This is a genomic window from Lentibacillus kapialis, assembly GCF_014646635.1.
In the GTDB taxonomy this organism is placed as follows: domain Bacteria; phylum Bacillota; class Bacilli; order Bacillales; family Amphibacillaceae; genus Lentibacillus; species Lentibacillus kapialis.
The window spans coordinates 45,099-65,827 of record NZ_BMNQ01000006.1 but is presented as its reverse complement, the minus strand read 5'-3'; the positions used below and the strand labels follow the sequence as shown (position 1 = coordinate 65,827).

Sequence of the window (20,729 nt, the reverse complement as noted above, 5' to 3'; positions counted from 1 at the left end):
TAATAGTGATAAGTCGTTTAACAGAGCAATGAATGTGTCAAAATAAAATAGTTTCATGTTCAAAAAAATTATGGTAAACTGTGTAAATATGCATTAGGAAAAATTGGCCCTCTTCATTGCGGGGCTATTTTTTATCAAACAGAAAGAAGGATCATTGATGGCGGAGAATCAGGAACATCAACAACCACTAACTAAAGCTAAACGGACAACGCTCATGCTTGTGCTGATATCAGGGGCGTTTGTTGCTATATTGAATCAAACGTTATTGGCAACAGCATTGCCAAAAATTATGGCGGATATGAATCTGGGAGAAAGTACAGCACAATGGCTCACGTCCATTTTCATGCTCGTTAATGGGATCATGATACCAATAACAGCCTTGTTGATTAACCGTTTTACAACGAGAGGATTGTTTCTTTCAGCGATGGGGCTATTTGGGGCTGGAACTATCATAGCAGCACTCGCACCAAATTTTCCGATTCTTATGGTGGGCAGGGTTGTCCAGGCTTCCGGAGCAGGGATTATCATGCCGCTAATGCAGACAATTTTGATGCTTGTTTACCCTGTTGAAAAACGGGGGTCTGCGATGGGGATGTTTGGTCTGGTCATAGCCTTTGCACCGGCAATTGGACCCACATTATCCGGTTATCTGGTTGAAAACTTTCCATGGAGAAGCCTGTTTTATGTTGTTTTCCCCATTATCGTCATCGATATCGCCGTTGCATACTTTTTGCTGCGCAACGTCACCGAGCGAACGTTCCCGAAAGTGGATGTCTTGTCAATTATTTTGTCGACATTCGGTTTTGGCGGTCTCCTGTATGGATTCAGTGTCGCCGGTTCGGCTGCGAACGGCTGGGGCAGTTCGCAAGTGATGATATCCATGGTGGTAGGTACTGTGTCGCTGATATTCTTTATTCTCAGACAACTGAAGCTCCCACAGCCGATTTTGGAATTTCGGATTTTTAAGTATAAGATGTTCACGTTGGCAACAGGGCTGGGTATGATTGTCTTTATGGCCATGATCGGCGCAGCGACTGTTTTACCTATTCTGATGCAGGATTATCTTGGCTTCAGTGCGCTTGAATCGGGTCTGGCACTGATGCCTGGTGCAGCTATTATGGGGGTTATGAGTCCGATAACAGGAAGGTTATTTGATAAGTTCGGTGCCAAATACCTGGCGATTATCGGTCTGACAATTGTTTCTGTGACAACCTTTATGCTGGCTGTATTGACGACCGAAACAACATTTACCTACATTGCTACGGTGAATGCTGTCCGGATGTTCGGAGTGGCTATGGTCATGATGCCGATTACAACAGCTGGTCTGAATGAATTACCGAACAAAATGATGCCGCATGGCACGGCGATGAACAACACCATGCGTCAGGTGGCTGGTGCAGTCGGTACAGCAATGCTTGTTACGGTTATGTCCAATGCTGCGGTTCCGGAAGAAGGGAAACAAGGTTTGGTCCATGGCTCAAACATATCATTTGTAGTTGCGGGCATTATTGCAGTTGTTGGGATTTTCATGGCCTTTTTTGTAAAAAACCCAAGACATAGCAGAAACACCGTTTAACTTGTAACAGGGAAGGCTCTCGTCAGCTCGGCTGGCGGCGGCCTTTTTTGTAACGTCAGAAAGTATAAAATATGGATGACCTTATAAGAAAAGCTTCGGCATTCGCTATAAGGCGAGGCGAATGCCGAGTTTTTCTAATAACGTCAGAAAGTGTGCATCTAAAAAATTTATAAGTGACGGGAACATGTCTGTGGCTATAAAAAACTTGAAACGTTTTGCTTTGGTTTTTCGTATTATCACTTGGAATGGGGGAATGAGCATGCAGTTTGTATCGATTGACTTTGAAACAGCAAATGAAAAACGCAGCAGTCCGTGTGCGGTTGGTCTTGCTGTTGTGGATGGAAGTGAGATTGTTGATGAATATTACAGTTTGATAAATCCGTTCACCCATTTCAGCTCGTTTAACACAAGTATCCACGGTATTACAGCAGATGATGTGACAGATGCTCCGACGTTTGCAGAATTATGGCCGACGCTAAACAATTATTTATCAAATCGTGTGGCTGTCGCCCACAATGCCAGCTTCGATATGAGCGTTATCCGCCAGACACTTAATCAATTTAATCTGATATACCCTGAAATGGATTATCTGTGTACAGCGAACATTTCACGAATCGTTTGGCCAAAGCTTAAAAATCATAAGTTAAACACAGTAGCATCTTATCACGGCATTCAGTTTGAGCATCACCATGCATTGGCGGATGCCAAAGTTGCTGCTGAAATATTAATCAAGGCTTTTAAGACATATGAAACCGATAAGATGGATATATTTCTAAGGAAGTGCCATATGTCAAAAGGCAGGATCTATGAACGGGGCTACTGGCCGCCAAAGGGAAAAAAGCGTGGGAGAAGAAGTATGAAACTTTATTTCTGATAACAGGGAAGGAGATGCTTTTCGAATGCGAATACTGGTAGTAGGGGCAAGTGGCACCATCGGACAAAAAGTAGTGGAGACTTTGAAGCCGAGTCACGAAGTTCTCCGTGCAGGGAGAAATGGAGCGGATGTTAAGGTTGATATTATGTCACCGGATAGCATTACTGCCATGTACAAATCGATTGGTCACATTGATGCTGTTATTAATGCGTCTGGAGGGGCAAATTTCAAGACTGTTTCCGATTTGACACCCGAACTGAATGAAAAAGGGGTGGAAAGCAAACTGAAAGGCCAAATAAATCTGGTGCTGCTTGGTCGAGAATATCTGAACAACGGTGGCAGTTTCACGCTGACAACCGGTGTCATGATGGATGATCCGATTCCCATGGGTTCCTCAGCCGCCATGGCAAATGGCGGAGTCAAAGCATTTGTGAAAGCAGCAGCGATAGAAATGCCGCGCGGAATCCGAATAAACTGTGTCAGTCCCAATATTGTTCAGGAATCATGGGAAAAACTGGGACACCTTTTTGCCGGATTTACGCCGGTATCTGCAGAACGTGTTGCGAGAGCTTATGTTAAAAGTGTGGAAGGTTCTCAGAACGGCCAGAATTATGAAGTGTATTAGAAATGATGGTTACGAGAAGTTTATAATTTACTGGAGGAGTCAATATGGCTGATATCAAATATGAAATCATCGAACACGTGGCTAAGCTATCTGAATCGCCTAAAGGCTGGACAAAGGAATTGAATTTGGTCAGCTGGAATGGACGTGATCCAAAATATGATTTGCGGGATTGGGCACCTGACAAATCAAAAATGGGAAAAGGGGTCACTTTGACAGAAGAGGACATGGCCAATTTGAAAGATGTGCTGAGCAATCTCGATCTTTAGCAAAATACCATTTTCACATCTTTCCATGACGATTTGGCAAAAAATGTAGTATCATGGTTGTATACATATTTACAAGCGAAATGGAGGACATCGAGTTGAATAAGACACGTTGGTTTGCACTAGGAATTGCAGTTATTTTACTTGCGGTTTCGATTGGTTTTAGATTTATGAGCAGTTTATTCTCAACAGATTTGGAAGCTCTGTTCGACATGCCCGATCAGCCATTCCAGGAAAAGGTCGTGGAAGAAGGTACCGGAAAGAAAATTGCGATTATAGAACTTGACGGGGTAATCCAGGACACATCTACGTCTTCTGTACTGAATTCAGGCGGCTATAACCATGACAGGTTTCTGAAGAAATTAGAAAATGCCGGTGAAGACCAGTCTGTTTCAGGTGTTGTTTTACGCGTCAATTCCCCGGGTGGGGGTGTCGTTGAAAGTGATGAAATTCATGATGAAGTCGTTGAGATAAGAGAGGAACATAACAAACCTGTTTATGTTTCAATGGGGAACACAGCGGCTTCAGGTGGCTACTATGTTTCCACCCCGGCAGATAAAATTTTCGCCCATCCGGCTACTTTGACTGGATCGATTGGGGTTATTATGCAAAGCTATAACTTTACGGAGCTGGCCGATCAGCTTGGGATTGATATGAATACAATCAAGAGCGGCAAGTTTAAAGATATCATGTCCTCAACAAGGAAAATGACAGATAAAGAACATGAGATTCTGCAGACAATGGTTGATGACATGTATGCTGATTTTGTTCAGGTTATTGTTGATGGTCGTGAAATGACAGAGTCTAAAGTACGCGAACTCGGAGACGGTCGTGTGTATACAGGGGAACAGGCAGCTGATAATGGTCTTGTTGATGGACTTGGTACACTTGAGGATACCACAGCCATGATGAAGAAAGATTTTGAATGGCCAAATGCGCAAGTCGTTAAATACCAAAGCGGCAAGGCCTGGGAGTCATTTCTTGGCGGTCAGGTAAAAAGCATGTTTAATAGTAAGGATCAAAATCTGATGGCTATTCAAGAGCTCCTGCAACAGTCGGATGGCCCGCGCGCCATGTATTTGTATTCAAAATAAGGAGGTGTCGTTATGAGTGAAAATCAGGAATCGTATGCAGTAGAAACAGCCGAAGTTGAACACCATCGTTATGCCGGGTTTTGGATGCGCTTCTGGGCGTATCTGACTGACCTGATTATTGTATTCAGCATTAACGGCATCCTGCTTAGTCCGTTTAAGTTTATGAACGATGGCGGCGGAATAAATATTGGGCTTTGGACCGCAGCCGGTATCATCGGAGCTATTGTCCTGTATCTGTACTTTCTCCTGATGACGAAATTTTTTGGGAAGACACTCGGCAAAATGATTTTTGGCCTGCGGGTTGTTCGTGAAGACAGAGCACCGCTGGGATGGAGTGATCTAATTTTCCGGGAAGTGGTTGGACGCTTTATCCACCGCGTGTTCTGGTTTACAAATTTGCTATATTTGTTTGTTGCCTTTGGTGCGCAAAAACAGGGAATACATGATATGTTCGGCAATACACGCGTTGTGTTTGATCGTTAAAGTGGAATGATAGGAGATGGTACTTTTCCAGTGCCATCTTTTATTATAACGTCAGAAAGTATAAATTATGGATGACCTTATAAAAAAAGCTTCGGCTGGTTCTACGTCAATAATTCGGACAAGTTAAATATAGAAATTTCTCAGCTTAGCGATTTTAATGAAGACCACCACCCTTGACCTTGTTTGTGTCCATGGTAGTGTTCTTACAGCGGATGGGAAAAATTCAGCCTTAAGGGCTCCATCCGCACAGCCAGCGTACCATGGACAATCACTTCTAAGTTCCGCTGTTGGGGCCCCGACCCCTAACAGCGATTACTAAGAAGTGGCACGGCGGTCAAGGGCAAGCAGCTCCGCTGTGGTTATGCCGCTAGATCCAAGCATGGCTCATTTTCCTGACAATGGTGGCTCAAAAAATGGCTGTATTTATTTAACTCGCGAAATTAGCCTCGAATTCGAATGGTGATGTCATGCCACAATAGCCATGAATCCGAACGGTGTTATAAAATGCTTCTATATACTCAAACATGAGTGCATGACCGTGTTTCAAGTTTTTAATTACAAAACGATTAAGCCACTCACGTTTTATTAATGCATGGAAGGATTCAATACATGCATTATCCCAGGGATTTCCTTTATTTGAATAGCTGCGTATATACTGACCCGCTGGTGTTGCTTCAATATAGCTTTTAGATACATACTGACAGCCACGATCACTGTGGATTATAATGGGTTGACTTAGATCACGGCTTCTCTTTGCTTTCTCAACGGCCTCAATGACGTGTTCTGTGGTTAAACTATCAGATACCTGCCAGCCAATGATTTTCCTTGAAAAAAGATCCATAACACTGGTGAGGTAAATAAAGCCTTCCAACGTGTGCACATACGTTATATCCGTAACCCAGACGGTATTGGGAGCTGTTGGTTTGAAGTCTCTATCCAGAATATTTTTGAGCTTAATATCAAAATCAGGATCAATGGTTGTTCTCACATATGGACGTACCCAAATAGCTTTAATACCTTCCTCACGCATGTAGTTACCAACAGTCTTTTCAGTTATGACATGACCTCTGGATTGCAAGATGGACGCTATTTTAGGCGCACCGTAAATCTGAAGGGATTCATTATATATTTGAGCGATTTCCTCTTTCATTGCTTGCTTTCTTTTTTCTTGTTCAGAAGCTACGCGTTTTTTCCAACTGTAATACCCTGATGTAGAAACGCCTAATATTTTAAGCACACTGTTAACAGAAACCTTGCGTTTCTCGGCTTCTTGATGGGTTGCTGTATAAATAGATTCTGTTAATTACTCAGTATGCCCATAGCCTTTTTTAATATTTCTAACGCATCCTGTGAGTCTCGTAATTCTTTCTTTAAACGTGCAATTTCTTTTTCGGCATCGGAATTGTAATTACCAGATCCTCTGTGATGAACGACGCCATTGTTGTTCTTAGCTGCCGACACCCACTTCCCCAATGTTGATTCACCAATCTTCAGATCAGCCGCCGCTTTCCCCAGGCTTTTGCCTGATGTATAATAATAATTGACAGCGTCTTGCTTGAACTCCGCATCGAATTGCTTCTTATTTTTTGTCATACGATGATTCCTCCCAGTTTAATTATATTATACTAAACTAGGAAATCTCTCTATTTGGGTTGTCCGATTTTTATTCTAGCACTAGGCATTCGCTATAAGACGAGGCGAATGCCGAGTTTTTCTAATAAGGAGATAAGAAACTTTCAAATTTGAGTTTATCACAATACCCAATACTGTGGTATTTTAACGTACCTCCACTGTTGGGCAGTATAGTGGTTCGAATCCGCCCTTCCGTTATTCGCTTATAAGGAAGCAAACATAAGCGAGTACGGCAGTAGAGCATAGATATCAGCAAAGTGAATTATTTCAGTTATTTCGACACAATAAGCTATATTTCATACTTGCTATCTAATATTATCTGAATTAAACTAATAGAAAGAATATTAAACGTGCAAATCATCTAACATTCATTTGAGGAGTGGCGTTATGAGCATGGAAAGCAATGTCTCTGAAAACTTTGATGCAGTTCTGGACAGGGCTAGGCGGAACACACTTGGGGATTTACTGGCACGGACGCGTGATCGGATGCCGGAAAAATTTGCACTTGTCTATAAAGGTCAGCGGTTAAATTACGCAGAATTGGATGATCTAGTTAACCAAACTGCACGAGCTTTTATGAGTGATGGCATGAAAAAAGGCGACATGGTAACGGTTATGTCCCGGAATAGTCTGGATTTTATTGTCGTTAATTTTGCTTTGGCACGCATGGGTGCGGTCATGATTCCAATCAATTACATGCTATCCGGCGAAGATATCCAGTATATCCTGGAACATGCTGACGTCAGTGCGTTTGTTGCGTCTGAAGAATATGCGTCGGTGTTAGATAAATCAGCCGGAATGATGGATATTAGGCAGCGTTACTTAATGGATACACTCGGCAGGTATGATGGCGATCTTGCGGAATGGGAGTCATTGGCTGAAGCTCGTGAAGGACAAGCAACAGATCTGGTCGATGTGACAATTGACGACGATGATCTTGCTCATGTGCTTTATACGAGCGGGACTGAATCACGGCCGAAAGGGGTGATGCTAACCCATAAAAGCTTGGTCAGTGAGTATGTCAGCTGTATGGTTGACGGCAAAATGGATTCAGGCGATGTGCTTGTTCATGCACTGCCGCTTTATCATAGTGCACAGCTCCATGTGTTTCTCGGGCCGAGTATTTACCTTGGAGCAAGCGGTATTATATTGGGTGAAGCAAACCCGGAAGTTATTTTAAGGACAATTGAAGATGAAGGCGCAACCCAATTGTTTGCACCACCAACAGTCTGGATTGCCCTTTTACGAAACCCGGATTTTGATAAATGTGATTTGTCCACTTTAAAAAAATGCTATTATGGTGCAGCCATCATGCCTCGTGAAATTTTAAAGGAGCTTGCCGAGCGGTTGCCGAATGCACAATTCTGGAACTTTTATGGTCAGACGGAAGTTGCGCCTTTGGCCACAGCGCTGCAGCCGGAAGACCAGCTGCGCAAACTTGGATCTGCCGGTGTGCCATCTCTTAATGTACAGACAAAAATCATGGATGATGCCGGTAATGAAGTACAGCGCGGTGAGATTGGCGAAATTGTTCACCGGACGCCACATACAATGAAAGGTTATTTGCATGATCCGGATAAAACAGCTGAGGTGTTTAAAAACGGTTGGTTCCACAGCGGCGATCTTGGTGTTATGGACGAAGAAGGTTATATTACAATTATTGATCGCAAAAAAGATATGATCAACACAGGCGGTGTTAATGTATCAAGCCGCGAAGTCGAAGAAACTGTTTATCAGATCGACGGTGTAGCTGAAGTGGCAGTCATTGGCATTCCTGATGCTTATTGGATTGAAGCTGTTACTGCCATCATTGTACCGAGAGCAGACACAAAGCTGACTAAAGAAGCGGTCGTGACATTTTGCCGAGAAAGGCTGTCCGCGTTTAAAGTTCCTAAATATGTTGATTTCACGGATGAAATGCCGAAGAATCCAAGCGGCAAAGTACTGAAACGGACTTTGCGTGATAAGTATGAGGGACTCGCTGAGGCATAATGGTTTTGAAGAGCAAAGTGGCTCAGCTAATCCTCATACATAAAACACTTTAAATTCAGAAATACTAACTTCTGGAGGTGTTTTTATGTCTGAGAAAAAAGATAACTGGAGTAGGAAACGAGTTAAGTCAAGCGTTAACAAACAGGGTTTGAGTGAAGACACGGCAGACCAGCAACCGGATAGTCAGCTTGAACAGCGTGCCAAAAAGAAAAACACAGAAATTTGACGTTGTATATATGAAATGATCAGGGTGAGAATAATCGATAACACGTTGTACTATCTGCGTGAGGCACAGGCAAACCACCATGATCATGTTATGGTGAAGCAAATTACGGGCGAGCTTGAACTGCCTTTTTGACGATTAGCTGATACCTGCATCAACATTCAGGTGAAATTTGCCATTGATTTTAACCGTTCTAAGGGTTAATATATAAATACAGGCTGCAATGTTCGTATTTAAATAAGTTTTAACCTCTAACAGATGAATAGGGAGTTTTATATCGGGACTCAAATGTCGTGCCTCCATTGCGTGGAAGACAGGAAGGTTCCTGCAAACACCCACTTGGTGAAGTGGTGGTTTTAAAACTTTTTATTTAAAAAAATACGGCAATTGTGGCTGCAAACCATTAACGTAACAAGTCGGTTTCCAATAGGAATCCGGCTTTTTTTGTAACGTCAACACCAAAATCTATGGTTGAATTGAATGAATATAGTAGTAAAACTAGCTAGCGGAGGAAAAACACGCAGACTCCTGTGGGAATGCGCAGTGTGAAGACCCCGCAGAAAAAGCGACCTTCTTTTTCGAGGAGGCTGAAGACAAGCCCACGGAAAGCGACGAGCCAACACTCCACCGAATTTGCTGCGAGTTGCGAGGAGTGCCACACCACTGAATCACTTGCAACACGACGAGCACCTAAGTGTTTTTCCAAAGCGACTGCTTACGTCAAAATGATATCTGATTTGTCAACCATAGATTTTGGTGAACAGCCTTTTTGTAATGTCAGAAAGTATTCATTTTGGATGACCTTATAGGAAGCCTCGGTATTCACTTTAAACCAAATAAATTCCCAAGACAAGATTAATCTGTGTGTGATGTGTTATACAATATACAACGTTTTACGGGGAAAAAACAGATTATTAGCCACTGCTTTATTTACCACGATGTTATGGAATTTTTTCGCAATATCATCTATAATTTGTATATCAAGGAGGTGGCGCTGCGCTATGAAAACAAGCCGGTTTATGAGATTTATTGGCGGGCGGGATTTGCTTTTCGGTCTTATCCTGTTAATTTTGGTTGGAATCACCATTCTTATCTATACAAAGGTATCGTTCATTTTTGACCCGATTGTGATCATACTATCAACGGTATTGCCACCGATTATCCTGGCTTTCATTGCTTATTATTTATTGAACCCGATTGTTGACCTGTTGGAACGTGTACATATTAATCGTATATGGGGCATTATTATCATTATCCTTGGCATCAGTGGTTTGCTGACCGGTTTGATTTTGCTTATGGCGCCCGCCATTGAGACGCAGGTAAAGGATTTGGCATCCCAATTTCCGACTTACCTGCAGCAAATGGGCGAAGGGATTGATACCTGGATTCAAAATTCTTTCCTGGCGCCATATTATGAACAAGGTTATATCTGGTTCACATCCAATTTAAGTGATGTAACGAGCAGGATCACTGAGCACCTCGGCGGGGCGGTTCAAGGGGTGCAAAACGTTGCCAGCACTATCACCAGTATCGTGGTAGCGATTATTACTTTTCCATTTATATTATTCTTTTTGCTTAAAGATGGCGACCGTTTTAAACGATTTTGCCTGAAATTACTGCCACCAAAATTCAGAGATGAAGCTAATCAGATTTTGCACAATATGGATGTTCAGGTAGGCTCTTATATTCAGGGGCAGATTATTGTTGCTACCTGTATAGGTATTCTATTATACATCGGATATTTGATTATTGGACTTGACTATGCAATCACACTTGCCATTATCGCTGCTGTTACTAGCGTTGTGCCATATCTGGGACCGATCATTGCGATAACACCGGCTATTATTATCGCCATTGTTCATTCACCGATCATGCTGTTGAAATTGGGGATTGTCTGGGCCGCCGTACAGTTTTTGGAAGGGAATTTTGTCTCGCCGAATGTCATGGGAAAGACAATGCAGGTGCATCCGCTTACCATTATTATCGTATTATTGGTCGCCGGAAATCTATTCGGTGTTGTTGGTGTTATTCTCGGTATCCCGGGCTATGCGATTATGAAAGTCATTGTGGTTTTCTTGTTTCAAAAGTACAAGGCACGCTATAATCGGTATTATGGAGATGACTATGGTCCCTATGAAAAGTAATAGCAGAGCGCCCGCCAAATTATGGGCGCAAGAGCTGGATTACGGACGGGTGCATAATGGAGGATTCGTTTGTTGCAAATTGACGTTAAACATTCATTAATTGATACGGAAACGATTATACAGCTTTCAGGAGCTGATGATAGGGCAGAAGGTGTTCAATGTGATTTGCTGTCCCGTGGAAAAAATGATACATACTTCATAATGAACCAGAATGGCGAAAAATACGTTTTCAGACTTTACCGGGCCGGGTACCGTCATAAAAACGCAATTTTGTTTGAAATGGATGCACTCAATCATTTACATGAGCAGGGTTTTCGCGCATCATATCCGATAAAAAAATCCAATGGAGATTATTTGACTGAAGTGATCGCTCCGGAGGGGTTACGATATGGTGTGCTATTCACTTACTCAGAAGGGGAACGGCCGGAAATCAATGTGGAAAATTCAGAGGTCATTGGTAAAACACTTGGTCGTATGCACGCCCTGACATCCGGGTTCTCTTCAAGTCATAAACGCGGTTTTGAATTGGATACAAACCGTCTGCTCGATGAACCGGAGGCGGTTATTTCGCCGATAGTCGAGAAATATCTCGGCAGCCAAGCTATGACGATTTTACAGACCGTGGTGGAAAATACAAAAGCTGACTTGGCAGAATATAATCTGGAAACAGGATTATGTCACGGAAATTTCTATAGCCATAATATGCATGTCTATAATGGTGAAATTGATGTGTTTGATTTTGATGATTGTGCTATCGGATATCGTGCTTATGATATTGCCGTTTCATGGTGGGATTTGAAAAACAATTATAAAAATCTGGAACAAGAATGCTGGGAAGCCTTCCTTAAAGGATATTTGAGCGAACGGAATTTGTCAGAAGACGACATTCGCAGTCTTCCGCTTTTTATTACGGCAAGGCGGATATGGCTGATGGGGATGATGATAACCCATGATGATGTGTGGGGAACGAATTGGATAAACAAAAGGATAATGGCATTGTTTATCGGCCAATTAAGGACAGATCGGTTGGGAGATGAGGATTTGCGTGAACTGGATGAACATGAGCCTAAATGATAAGGAAGCCCTCCCATATAGCACTTGCTCTTCATAAGATACTTCATATATTTTCCACTTTACATTTTGGTAACATTTAACATGAATCAGGTTGAAATTGGTTTTAAACGGTAATATAGAAAGTGGGGAATTGGTTATGACAGAGCAGTTAATTTCATTTGAACCCATTCTACCGGAAACACCAAGAGTGCTTATTCTCGGATCAATGCCCAGTGGCGTTTCATTGGATAAACATGAATATTACGGGAATCCGCGCAATCATTTTTGGCGCATAATTTATGGTTTATTCAGTGAAGACCCCAATTCGCAATATGAAGACAAAATAGCCTTTATTAAAGTGCGTGTTCAAAAAGGAGGATAAAAAGGACCAAGAAGTTCGAGGCGGCGCAGTTTCGAGCAGCGGAATGTATGCTTTTAAATACATGAGCATAAGTAATGCTTCCATGAATCTGCATCGCACGTAGGAAAAGTGGTGTTCTTTTCCAAGGAGCGGAGAAACAAGCCAACGAAGAAATTCGAAGTGTCATGTTTACCGGACTTTTTGAACAACCTCTTTAATGGATTTTAGGGGTTGAACATGATACAATATGATTAAGACTAAAGTATGATTTGAGTCTATGTTAACGAATTAAAGTGCCAAAAAGTGGCTAATGTAAGAGATTATAACGGATGAAAGTATTCTTACTTGATTATTTACGAGTAGAGGCTTGATTAGCATTTCAGTGGGAGAATGAGATTCTATATTATAATGAATAACTGTTGTTAATTGTAAATAGAATAGAATTGGCTGTTTTATCAAGACCGTAAACGAGCCGCAAGCTGCAACTTGCGACTCGCGACAGTTATCTGTTGAGAATTGCGGCCTTGATCAGAGTTCTTTAAAAGTAATGCCCCCGAAATTACGAAAAAATCGGCGGTGTATTACTTTTTTTCATTTGAACCGGCAATTAACAATACGAGCGTCCCAAACATCAACATCAACTCGAGAGTCTTGTCAATTGGGATCACTTAATTCAGCCCCTTTCGCATAAGGGATATGAAGCCGCCAGTTAAAGAAACCCTTTTCTTCACTGCTCTCTTTCAAAAGCATTCTCTCAATAAGCTGTCCTCTCCATTATACTATAAACAATATGGAAAAGCTTGCCATTTTCAAAAAATAGTAAAATATTCTCATCATTTTGGCTGAGGCTTACAAAAAAGTGATATGTCAGTTTTTGTCCTGTTCAGACTTACGTTAAAATTGCACTATTAGTTGAATGGTGCCTAAGTAATGAGGACGGGTCAAAGTTATATTAGATGTTATAGTTGCTTTAAGTATGTTTAGTGCTAAAATGTTTAAATATGGATTCATAATCCCACACTTTCAGACTAATAACTATAGACACAAAGAGGTTTTTGACATGAAGAACGGCTGGAAAATTTACTCGAATGACATGAGGAATATAACACGTAATTGGGTCGCAGCTATTTTGATCGGAGGTCTGATTATACTGCCATCATTATATGCCTGGTTCAATATAAAGGCGTCATGGGATCCTTATGGTCAGACTGATCAAATTCCAATCGGTGTTGTGAATGAGGATACGGGGGCTGAGATCAGAGACGAAAAAATCAATGTTGGTAATGACCTTGTTGAAACGCTTAAAGACAATGGTTCAATGGAGTGGCATTTCACCAACCATGAAAAGGCTATGAAGAAATTGAAATATGGCGATTATTTTGCTGTGATTGTGATCCCGGACGATTTCTCTGCTAATTTGTCTACGGTTATGACAGATAATCCGACAAAAAGTAACATGGAATACTATGTTAATGAAAAGATCAATGCTATAGCACCGAAAATAACCGATAAGGGCGCCAGTACAATTGTAGAGCAGATCAGCAGCAATTTCATATCTGCAGTGAACGGCGTTATATTTGATATGTTCGATAAAATTGGTGTGGAACTTAATAAAAATCTGCCTGATATTAAAAAGTTTGAGGACTATATTTTTACGATGGAGGAAAAACTGCCAGAGGTTCATGATTTGGTTTCAAATGGCTTGCAGGATACAAAAGATGCACAGTCAATCATCAATAAAGCGCAAAACATGCTTCCAAAAGCTGAGCAGACAACCAATAACGGCCTTCAAACGATTAATGAAACAGCTGATTTAATGTCAAAAGCTGAAGATCGTTTAAATGAAATGGCCCCAAAAATTGAGGAAGATTTGAAAAAGGCACAGGGCACTGCCCAGGACATAAATCAATTGCTTAAAGATGCTCAGAATGTAAATATTGATTTCAGCAAGGGTAAAGAACTGCAGCAAAGCATTGACAGCTCACTGAATGATGCTACCAGCCGTATCAGTGAAATAGAGACGAAACTAAAACAGCTGCAAGAGATGAGCCAAGAACAGAATACCGGTGGAAGCGATCAAGGGAGTAATCAAGGGAATGAAGATGGTTCGTCCGCACAGGAAAACAATGATCAGAATAACAGCGGTAATCAAGATAAGATAATTGATGATGCCATAGAGCGATTAAACACGTTGCGTGGAGCTCTTGAGGAAGCGCAGCAGAATGGCCAAAATATCACAACGTTCATTGAGGACAAAAAGCAGGAAGTCGATTCTGTCATCACTGATTTGGAAGAGTTATCCGGCAATACAGCTAACCGAATAGGCGATTTCCTGAAAGATTATAAAGAAAATATTGAACCAACAGTCAAACAGAAAATCAACAATACTCAGCAGACTTTATCTGATGCCAAAGGGATTTTATCAGAAATTAAGTCGACCATCCCAGAGGTGAAACAGGTCTTATCAAGTACTGAAGGTGATATCGGCGAGGGACAGGATACACTGAATACAATACTTAGTGAATATCCTTACGTAAATGATAAAGTCAATGAACTCGCTGATAAGATCCGCAAAATCCAGGGTGAAACAGACATCAATGAAATCATTGAATTATTAAGGAACGATCCGGAGTCAGAAAGGAGCTTTTTTCAAGAACCGGTTAAGCTGAGTAAAAATGAAATTTTTCCAATTCCGAACTATGGTTCCGGCATGACTCCATTCTATACTGTACTGGCGATATGGGTCGGCGGTCTGTTGCTGATTTCCCTATTGGCCGCGGATGTGCATTATGGGGAAGAATTAACCGGCCGGGAGCGTTATTTAGGCAAGTTGTTTACGTTCATGACGATTGGACTACTCCAGACACTCATTGTGACGCTAGGTGATAAATTTATTGTTGGTTCTTATATGGCACATCCTGGATGGTTCGTGACATTCGGCTTGTTGATCAGTTTAATATTTATGCTAATTATTTTTACACTTGTTTCATTATTTGGCGATGTCGGAAAAGCAGCGGTTATTGTTTTGCTTGTGCTGCAAATTGCCGGTTCAGGGGGGACTTATCCGACCGTTTTGCTTCCTGAATTTTTCCAGGCAATCAACCCGTTTCTTCCATTCACATATGCTATTGATTTAATGCGTGAGGCAGTCGGGGGCATCATATGGAAATCAGCAATACACGATATGGCCATTCTGGGCTTATTTGGTTTCGGCTTTCTGTTGTTCGGTGTCCTATTTAAGAATGCAGTGAACAAACATACAGATAAGCTTATGAAAAAATCTAAGGAGGCTGGTCTGTTCCACTAATGGTTTAGGTTAATAATAGAAGTGGTGAAGTTAAGTGGGCAGCTTTTGCTGTCCGCTTTCTGTTTATAATGCCGAGATGTTCGTAAATTTCTAAGAGTTACCATTCAATAAAAGGCCCGTTTGTTCATGATTTTTTGTATAATGAAACTAGAGAAATAAGTTTGGAGAGGGGACATTACGTGAAACGCAAGACATGGCTGAAAATCGGTGTTGGGATTCTAAGTGTCCTGTTAATCATAGATATTATCGCAGCTTTTTATTTCTACAATTTAGCGATTGACCGCGGTGAAAAGGACTTTCTTCAGGGGAATGAAGACTTGGAAGTGTCTGCGGAAACGAAAGAAGTGCTGCTTGATGGTGATTGGCGTAGATGGGTTGACGAGCAGGATTTTGACGAATGGTCAATGACCTCGGAAGATGGATTGGAATTGAAGGGTTATTTTCTTGAAGCAAAAGAGTCATCCGACAAGGTCGTTGTGATGGCCCATGGCTACCTCGGCAATGCTATGGATATGGGATTGTTCGGGCAATATTATTATGAACAGAGAGGTTATAACATATTTACGGCTGATGCACGTGGTCATGGTGCTAGCGGTGGCGATTATATCGGTTTTGGCTGGCCTGACCGCAAGGATTATGTGGAGTGGATAGATCGGATTATTGAAAAATACGGCGATGATACGGAAATCATTTTACATGGTGTATCAATGGGAGCCGCAACAGTTCTGATGACAGCAGGTGAAGAGTTGCCTGATAATGTAAAGGCCGTTATAGCTGACAGCCCATACACAAGTGTGTATGATTTATTTTCATACCAGATGAATCGGATGTTCCGTTTGCCATCATTTCCGATTCTGCCAACGACCAGTGCCGTGACGAATATCCGGGCGGGTTATTCGTTGAAAGAAGCATCAGCACTTGATCAAGTTAAAAAAGCGGAAATTCCCATTTTGTACATTCGCGGTAATGCCGATACGTTTGTACCGGCTAGAATGTCACAAACATTATATGAAAATACGAAAAGTGAAGCTGAAATGATGACAGTCGATGACGCCGGTCATGGTGAACCTTATATCGTGGCGAAGGAAAAATATATTACTCAAGTTAATGCGTTTTTGGATAAACACACAGACTGGTAATGATTATAAAAAAACGGACGTCCTTATTGAAGGAAGCGTCCGTTTTTTTCAGTTGCGCAGGGATATTTGCGCATATGTTTCGGCTCATATGCTTGGGTTAGCACCCCTAAAAAACTTTTTATGCGTGTGACGATCGTTAGACACGCTGTTTAACAAGACCTGCATCCACTTCATAAGCCGTTTGCAGTTTTTGAGTTATTTTTCCCGGAAGACCATCAGCAACTTCTTTGCCGTCTACCTCAATGATTGGCATGACTTCTGATGTACTGCTTGACAGGAATAGTTCATCAGCGTCTGCAATATCTGCAGCTGAAAAAGGCTGTTCGATAAATGCGATATCCAAATCCGAAGCGAATTGTTCAATACGCATACGCACGCAACCGTGCAGAATACTGTTTGTTGCTGGGTGCGTGTATATTTTGCCGCCTTTGACAAGAAAAACATTCGATGAACTGCCTTCCGTTACCTTGCCCTCGTGCTCCAGAATAGCCTCATAGGCCTCGTTTTCCTGTGCTTCCTGTTTCGCAAGCACGTTAGGAAGCAAATTTAAACTTTTAATATAACAATTCATCCAGCGCGTATCAGGCAGTGTTATGGTAGACGCACCGTTTGCGAGATATTCCGTTTTACGCGGCATATCGCGAATATAGGCGTAAACATTTGCTGGGGTATCTGCCGGGAATGCATGCGAGCGTGGTGCGGACCCCCGTGTCGCCTGCAGGTACACAATCCCGTCAGACGTCATTTCATTCTGTATTAGCAGATCGTGCAGCAGGTTGGTTATTTCTTGTTTTGAAAATGGCAGCTCGATCCTGATTGCTTCTGCAGACCGGAATAATCGATTGACATGTTCAGAAATCAGATAGTAAGAGCCCTGGTATATACGTATCACTTCATACACACCATCGCCGAATTGCAGTCCTCTTTCTTCAAATGGGTATGTCAGACTGTCACGATTGGCGAGAGCTGATTGAGATAGTATAATAGGATAAACAGACAATTCATTCGCCTCCTTAAAATAATTTCATTTTATAATCTTGCACTCATTCTGTAAAGTGTGACAAAAATCACAGAACAATGCTTTGAATTTCCTTATACTATGGTAAGTAAATATAATTAGCAAAGGAGAAACGATAAATGGAGCCAATTTTGGAACGGTTGAGCGCACAGGATTGTGATATGCTGATAGCCGCTTCAAATGAGTTACATATACCAAAAAACTCGTTTGTCTTTAAAGAAGGGACTCCTGCTGATCATATATATTTTCTGAGCCAAGGAAAAGTCCATGTTTATAAAAAGATTCAATCTAATAAAGAACTGACCATATTCACACGTGGTGTGCATGATGGGATTGGTGAAATAGGCGTTTTTGGCGGTGTTAACTACTCGAATTCTGCAAAAGCGCTGCAGGATAGTGTCATTTATGCAATTGAACGTAAAACAATAGAAGACATTTTATCACAGAATGGCCGGTTAAGCCTTCAATTTACACGCTGGATGGCTGAGTCACTGGAATCAAGCAAAGCAAAAATCCGTGATTACATTGCGTTCGGTTCAGAGGGAGCAGTCGCTTCTGTATTTGTCAGGTACTCCAATATGCACGGTGTCGTGACCCCCAATGGCGTTCGGATTACCGAACCGGTCATGATCCAGGATATCAGCAAGCACATCGCCATTTCCAGAGAAACTGTAAGCCGAATCGTGAATAAATGGAAATCGCAGGGTATCATTGACAATGAGAATAAGTTTTTTTTGATTAAAGATATGAATTATTTTAAGAAATTGCTTGCGTGTGACCAATGCAGTGTTGAAAATTGCAGTTTGTAGCAGACTTGTATAAAAAAGGGTATAAGACATTTTTGATCAAATAGCGTCGCCCGTTCACTTAAAACCATCATTATTTTATGAAAAATGGTTGATTCGATTCAATAAGATTGCTATAATAAACAATGTTCGACAAAAACGTTACTATTTCTGCAGGGATAAGATGTGCGGGTGTAGTTTAGTGGTAAAACCTCAGCCTTCCAAGCTGATGTCGTGGGTTCGATTCCCATCACCCGCTCCATACATATGTAAGTCACAACGCAGTGTTTCGCTATCCAACGAGGCATTGCGTTTTTTCATAGTTTCCTGGCTTTCCGCTTTACTTGAATGTTGTTATGTTCACCATGTATTCTATTCATAAAAACTGAGCGGCTTATTCATGGTTGAATGTAAGTTTACCGATAAGTCTGGATAAATTCAAAATAAATTGAGGGATACGTTATGAAACAACTTTTGCAAACATTGAAACAGATTGATGGAAAAGGCTACAAGGCATATAAAAGTGTGCAAGGTCACTATCGGTTCTCCGATTTTGATTTATATATCGATTATGTTCAGGGTGATCCTTTTGCGACCCCTTCCAAAATCCGGGCGGTTATCCCGGCAAATAAACGTGCATTGGAAGCCAGCTGGCTTGAGTCGTATAGACGAAGAGTTGCTACCGAAGATGTCATTGCACGCAAGGTTGGCAATGCTATTGGGAAAGGTGATTTTTCCATTAAAGGATCCGGAAAAAGCGGCAGCATCCAATTTGACCGCCCGGGTCAGGAAGTGCTTGAACGCAGTGCTGTGCAAGCAGACTCCAAATCCATCACGATTTGTATTTCAGTCGGCTTGCCGGCGAACGGACGGAAAATTAATGGCAGGGAGGCAGAAAAGTTGTTTGCTGATGCCATACCTACCATCTTAAGAAACTCGGTGTTTTCAATAAGCGACGAAGAAATTGAAGGGACGATAAAGCTGGCTGATCAGCAGGAAGCGATCAGAGCGGAAATGCACAAAAATAATTGGATTTCGTTCGTTGCCAACGGATCTGTTCTCCCCCGTGGGAGCGGTGTCAGCAACAGGCCGCTGAAAGGCGCAGTTCCGTTTCAAAGCCCGATAGAAAATGAAGTATCTATCGAGATTCCACATCAGACTGAGCCGATTAAAGGCATGGTCATCGAAAAAGGCATAACCTTGATTGTCGGCGGAGGTTACCATGGTAAAAGCACCATACTTGAAGCGATTGAACGCGGGATTTATTGTCATACTAAAGGCGATGGACGTGAATATGTCCTCACAGATCCCGATGCTGTAAAAATCCGTGCTGAAGATGGCCGGCAAGTTACAGGCGTGAACATTTCACCGTTCATCAATAATTTGCCGCATAAACAGGATACGACATTTTTCTCTACAGAAAATGCTAGTGGCAGTACGTCACAGGCAGCCAATGTAATGGAGGCACTGGAAGCCGGAGCAGATACTCTGCTGATTGATGAGGACACAAGTGCCACTAATTTTATGATTCGTGACCAGCGTATGCAGCAGCTGGTTCATAAGGATAAAGAACCGATCACACCGTTTATAGACAAAATTAGGCAGATGCGTGATCAGCTGGACGTATCAACGTTATTGGTGATGGGCGGTTCCGGTGATTATTTTGACGTTGCCGACTCGGTCATTATGATGGAAGCTTATGTGCCCTACAATGTCACAGGTGAGGCAAGAGCAATTATATCGGAAAATCCGGTTGGCCGATTATCAGAACAAGAAAATGGGTTTGGTAGTATTAGTGCGCGGTATTTTCAACAACAATCACTGCAAACGCATAAAGGTAAAAAATCAAAAACGCAGGCGAAAGGATTAACAAAAATTTTAATGGGGCAAACGGATATTACGTTTGCAGCGACTGAGCAGCTTGTCGATCCGTCTCAGACACGGATGATTGCCGAAATTATACAATATTTGGACCGTACCAATGCACTTGGGAACAGAACACTGAATGAACTGCTCAACGACATTGAACAGCAAATGAATCAAAAAGGTCTCGCTTCGTTTACAACATTTAAAGACCAGCACCCGGGTGATATTGCGCGTCCGAGACGTTATGAGATTGCTGCTGTATTAAATAGGATGCGTACAGCAAAGGTTAAGTAA

General features: G+C 41.9%; 18 protein-coding genes, 1 tRNA gene and 1 other RNA gene. 17 read left to right on the top strand and 3 right to left on the bottom strand.

The genetic code is table 11. The features are described 5' to 3' along the window. The first annotated feature begins 157 nt into the window (after nucleotides 1-157). The 6 genes from IEW67_RS04330 to IEW67_RS04305 all read left to right on the top strand — a co-directional run bounded on the left by IEW67_RS04330 (nucleotide 158) and on the right by IEW67_RS04305 (nucleotide 4,915). On the top strand, nucleotides 158-1,576 hold the full coding sequence (locus IEW67_RS04330) for an MDR family MFS transporter (RefSeq protein ID WP_188631831.1): 1,419 nt from the start codon (nucleotides 158-160) through the stop codon (nucleotides 1,574-1,576). A gap of 259 nt (nucleotides 1,577-1,835) precedes the next feature. Beyond that, a complete protein-coding gene (locus tag IEW67_RS04325) occupies nucleotides 1,836-2,450 on the top strand; it encodes a 3'-5' exonuclease (protein ID WP_188631830.1) in 615 nt (204 codons plus the stop codon). A gap of 25 nt (nucleotides 2,451-2,475) precedes the next feature. After that, on the top strand, nucleotides 2,476-3,075 hold the full coding sequence (locus tag IEW67_RS04320; protein WP_188631829.1) for a short chain dehydrogenase: 600 nt from the start codon (nucleotides 2,476-2,478) through the stop codon (nucleotides 3,073-3,075). A 44-nt stretch (nucleotides 3,076-3,119) separates the two neighbouring features. After that, nucleotides 3,120-3,341 (top strand): YdbC family protein, encoded by a 222-nt coding sequence (locus IEW67_RS04315; protein ID WP_188631828.1) that lies wholly within the window; start codon nucleotides 3,120-3,122, stop codon nucleotides 3,339-3,341. Nucleotides 3,342-3,436: 95 nt separating this feature from the next. After that, complete coding sequence (sppA, locus tag IEW67_RS04310; protein ID WP_188631827.1) at nucleotides 3,437-4,432, top strand: signal peptide peptidase SppA; 996 nt, start codon at nucleotides 3,437-3,439, stop codon at nucleotides 4,430-4,432. Between the two features lie 12 nt (nucleotides 4,433-4,444). Next, a complete protein-coding gene (locus IEW67_RS04305; RefSeq protein ID WP_188631826.1) occupies nucleotides 4,445-4,915 on the top strand; it encodes an RDD family protein in 471 nt (156 codons plus the stop codon). Between the two features lie 427 nt (nucleotides 4,916-5,342). Here the strand turns inward: IEW67_RS04305 and IEW67_RS04300 are convergent, their stop codons facing one another. Together IEW67_RS04300 and IEW67_RS04295 are read right to left on the bottom strand one after the other, a co-directional pair. Next, a complete protein-coding gene (locus IEW67_RS04300; protein WP_188631869.1) occupies nucleotides 5,343-6,206 on the bottom strand; it encodes an IS3 family transposase in 864 nt (287 codons plus the stop codon). 8 nt (nucleotides 6,207-6,214) lie between these two features. After that, the gene (locus IEW67_RS04295; RefSeq protein WP_188631825.1) at nucleotides 6,215-6,508 is read right to left on the bottom strand and encodes a transposase; all 294 of its coding nucleotides are present in this window, start codon (nucleotides 6,506-6,508) and stop codon (nucleotides 6,215-6,217) included. Between the two features lie 426 nt (nucleotides 6,509-6,934). Here IEW67_RS04295 and IEW67_RS04290 point away from each other — a divergent pair, with 426 nt between their 5' ends. From IEW67_RS04290 to IEW67_RS04255, 8 genes are all read left to right on the top strand, one after another. After that, a complete protein-coding gene (locus tag IEW67_RS04290; RefSeq protein ID WP_373288483.1) occupies nucleotides 6,935-8,539 on the top strand; it encodes a fatty acyl-CoA synthetase in 1,605 nt (534 codons plus the stop codon). Between the two features lie 85 nt (nucleotides 8,540-8,624). Next, entirely contained in the window at nucleotides 8,625-8,765 is a 141-nt protein-coding gene (sspL, locus tag IEW67_RS04285) for a small, acid-soluble spore protein L (protein WP_188631824.1), read from the top strand. 209 nt (nucleotides 8,766-8,974) lie between these two features. Next, nucleotides 8,975-9,162: non-coding RNA, 6S RNA (ssrS, locus tag IEW67_RS04280), on the top strand. 601 nt (nucleotides 9,163-9,763) lie between these two features. Then, a complete protein-coding gene (locus IEW67_RS04275; protein ID WP_188631823.1) occupies nucleotides 9,764-10,906 on the top strand; it encodes an AI-2E family transporter in 1,143 nt (380 codons plus the stop codon). Between the two features lie 69 nt (nucleotides 10,907-10,975). Continuing rightward, nucleotides 10,976-11,980 carry a phosphotransferase enzyme family protein gene (locus IEW67_RS04270; protein ID WP_188631822.1) on the top strand — a complete coding sequence of 335 codons (1,005 nt, stop codon included), beginning with the start codon at nucleotides 10,976-10,978 and terminating at the stop codon, nucleotides 11,978-11,980. A gap of 136 nt (nucleotides 11,981-12,116) precedes the next feature. Continuing rightward, nucleotides 12,117-12,341, top strand: a complete 225-nt coding sequence (locus tag IEW67_RS04265; RefSeq protein WP_188631821.1) for a uracil-DNA glycosylase family protein — start codon at nucleotides 12,117-12,119, stop codon at nucleotides 12,339-12,341. Nucleotides 12,342-13,380: 1,039 nt separating this feature from the next. Beyond that, a complete protein-coding gene (locus IEW67_RS04260; RefSeq protein WP_188631820.1) occupies nucleotides 13,381-15,627 on the top strand; it encodes a YhgE/Pip domain-containing protein in 2,247 nt (748 codons plus the stop codon). Nucleotides 15,628-15,806: 179 nt separating this feature from the next. Beyond that, nucleotides 15,807-16,766, top strand: a complete 960-nt coding sequence (locus IEW67_RS04255; protein WP_188631819.1) for an alpha/beta hydrolase — start codon at nucleotides 15,807-15,809, stop codon at nucleotides 16,764-16,766. A 136-nt stretch (nucleotides 16,767-16,902) separates the two neighbouring features. On the opposite strand, the gene dat is transcribed toward IEW67_RS04255, so the two are convergent. Continuing rightward, nucleotides 16,903-17,766, bottom strand: a complete 864-nt coding sequence (gene dat / locus IEW67_RS04250; protein ID WP_188631818.1) for a D-amino-acid transaminase — start codon at nucleotides 17,764-17,766, stop codon at nucleotides 16,903-16,905. Between the two features lie 137 nt (nucleotides 17,767-17,903). On the opposite strand from dat, the gene IEW67_RS04245 reads away from it, so the two are divergent. From IEW67_RS04245 to IEW67_RS04235, 3 genes are all read left to right on the top strand, one after another. Next, nucleotides 17,904-18,593, top strand: coding sequence for a Crp/Fnr family transcriptional regulator (locus IEW67_RS04245; protein ID WP_188631817.1), 690 nt, complete (start codon nucleotides 17,904-17,906; stop codon nucleotides 18,591-18,593). A 164-nt stretch (nucleotides 18,594-18,757) separates the two neighbouring features. Then, a tRNA-Gly gene (locus IEW67_RS04240) sits at nucleotides 18,758-18,831 on the top strand. 200 nt (nucleotides 18,832-19,031) lie between these two features. Then, nucleotides 19,032-20,729, top strand: a complete 1,698-nt coding sequence (locus IEW67_RS04235) for an ABC-ATPase domain-containing protein (protein ID WP_188631816.1) — start codon at nucleotides 19,032-19,034, stop codon at nucleotides 20,727-20,729.

What these genes read in the sequence shown, in the direction of transcription:
- IEW67_RS04330 (WP_188631831.1), top strand. Translation starts at nt 158, where the DNA reads ATGGCGGAGAATCAGGAACATCAACAACCACTAACTAAAGCTAAACGG.
- IEW67_RS04325 (WP_188631830.1), top strand. Translation starts at nt 1,836, where the DNA reads ATGCAGTTTGTATCGATTGACTTTGAAACAGCAAATGAAAAACGCAGC.
- IEW67_RS04320 (WP_188631829.1), top strand. Translation starts at nt 2,476, where the DNA reads ATGCGAATACTGGTAGTAGGGGCAAGTGGCACCATCGGACAAAAAGTA.
- IEW67_RS04315 (WP_188631828.1), top strand. Translation starts at nt 3,120, where the DNA reads ATGGCTGATATCAAATATGAAATCATCGAACACGTGGCTAAGCTATCT.
- IEW67_RS04305 (WP_188631826.1), top strand. Translation starts at nt 4,445, where the DNA reads ATGAGTGAAAATCAGGAATCGTATGCAGTAGAAACAGCCGAAGTTGAA.
- IEW67_RS04295 (WP_188631825.1), bottom strand. Translation starts at nt 6,508, where the DNA reads ATGACAAAAAATAAGAAGCAATTCGATGCGGAGTTCAAGCAAGACGCT.
- IEW67_RS04290 (WP_373288483.1), top strand. Translation starts at nt 6,935, where the DNA reads ATGAGCATGGAAAGCAATGTCTCTGAAAACTTTGATGCAGTTCTGGAC.
- sspL (WP_188631824.1), top strand. Translation starts at nt 8,625, where the DNA reads ATGTCTGAGAAAAAAGATAACTGGAGTAGGAAACGAGTTAAGTCAAGC.
- IEW67_RS04275 (WP_188631823.1), top strand. Translation starts at nt 9,764, where the DNA reads ATGAAAACAAGCCGGTTTATGAGATTTATTGGCGGGCGGGATTTGCTT.
- IEW67_RS04265 (WP_188631821.1), top strand. Translation starts at nt 12,117, where the DNA reads ATGACAGAGCAGTTAATTTCATTTGAACCCATTCTACCGGAAACACCA.
- IEW67_RS04260 (WP_188631820.1), top strand. Translation starts at nt 13,381, where the DNA reads ATGAAGAACGGCTGGAAAATTTACTCGAATGACATGAGGAATATAACA.
- IEW67_RS04245 (WP_188631817.1), top strand. Translation starts at nt 17,904, where the DNA reads ATGGAGCCAATTTTGGAACGGTTGAGCGCACAGGATTGTGATATGCTG.
- IEW67_RS04235 (WP_188631816.1), top strand. Translation starts at nt 19,032, where the DNA reads ATGAAACAACTTTTGCAAACATTGAAACAGATTGATGGAAAAGGCTAC.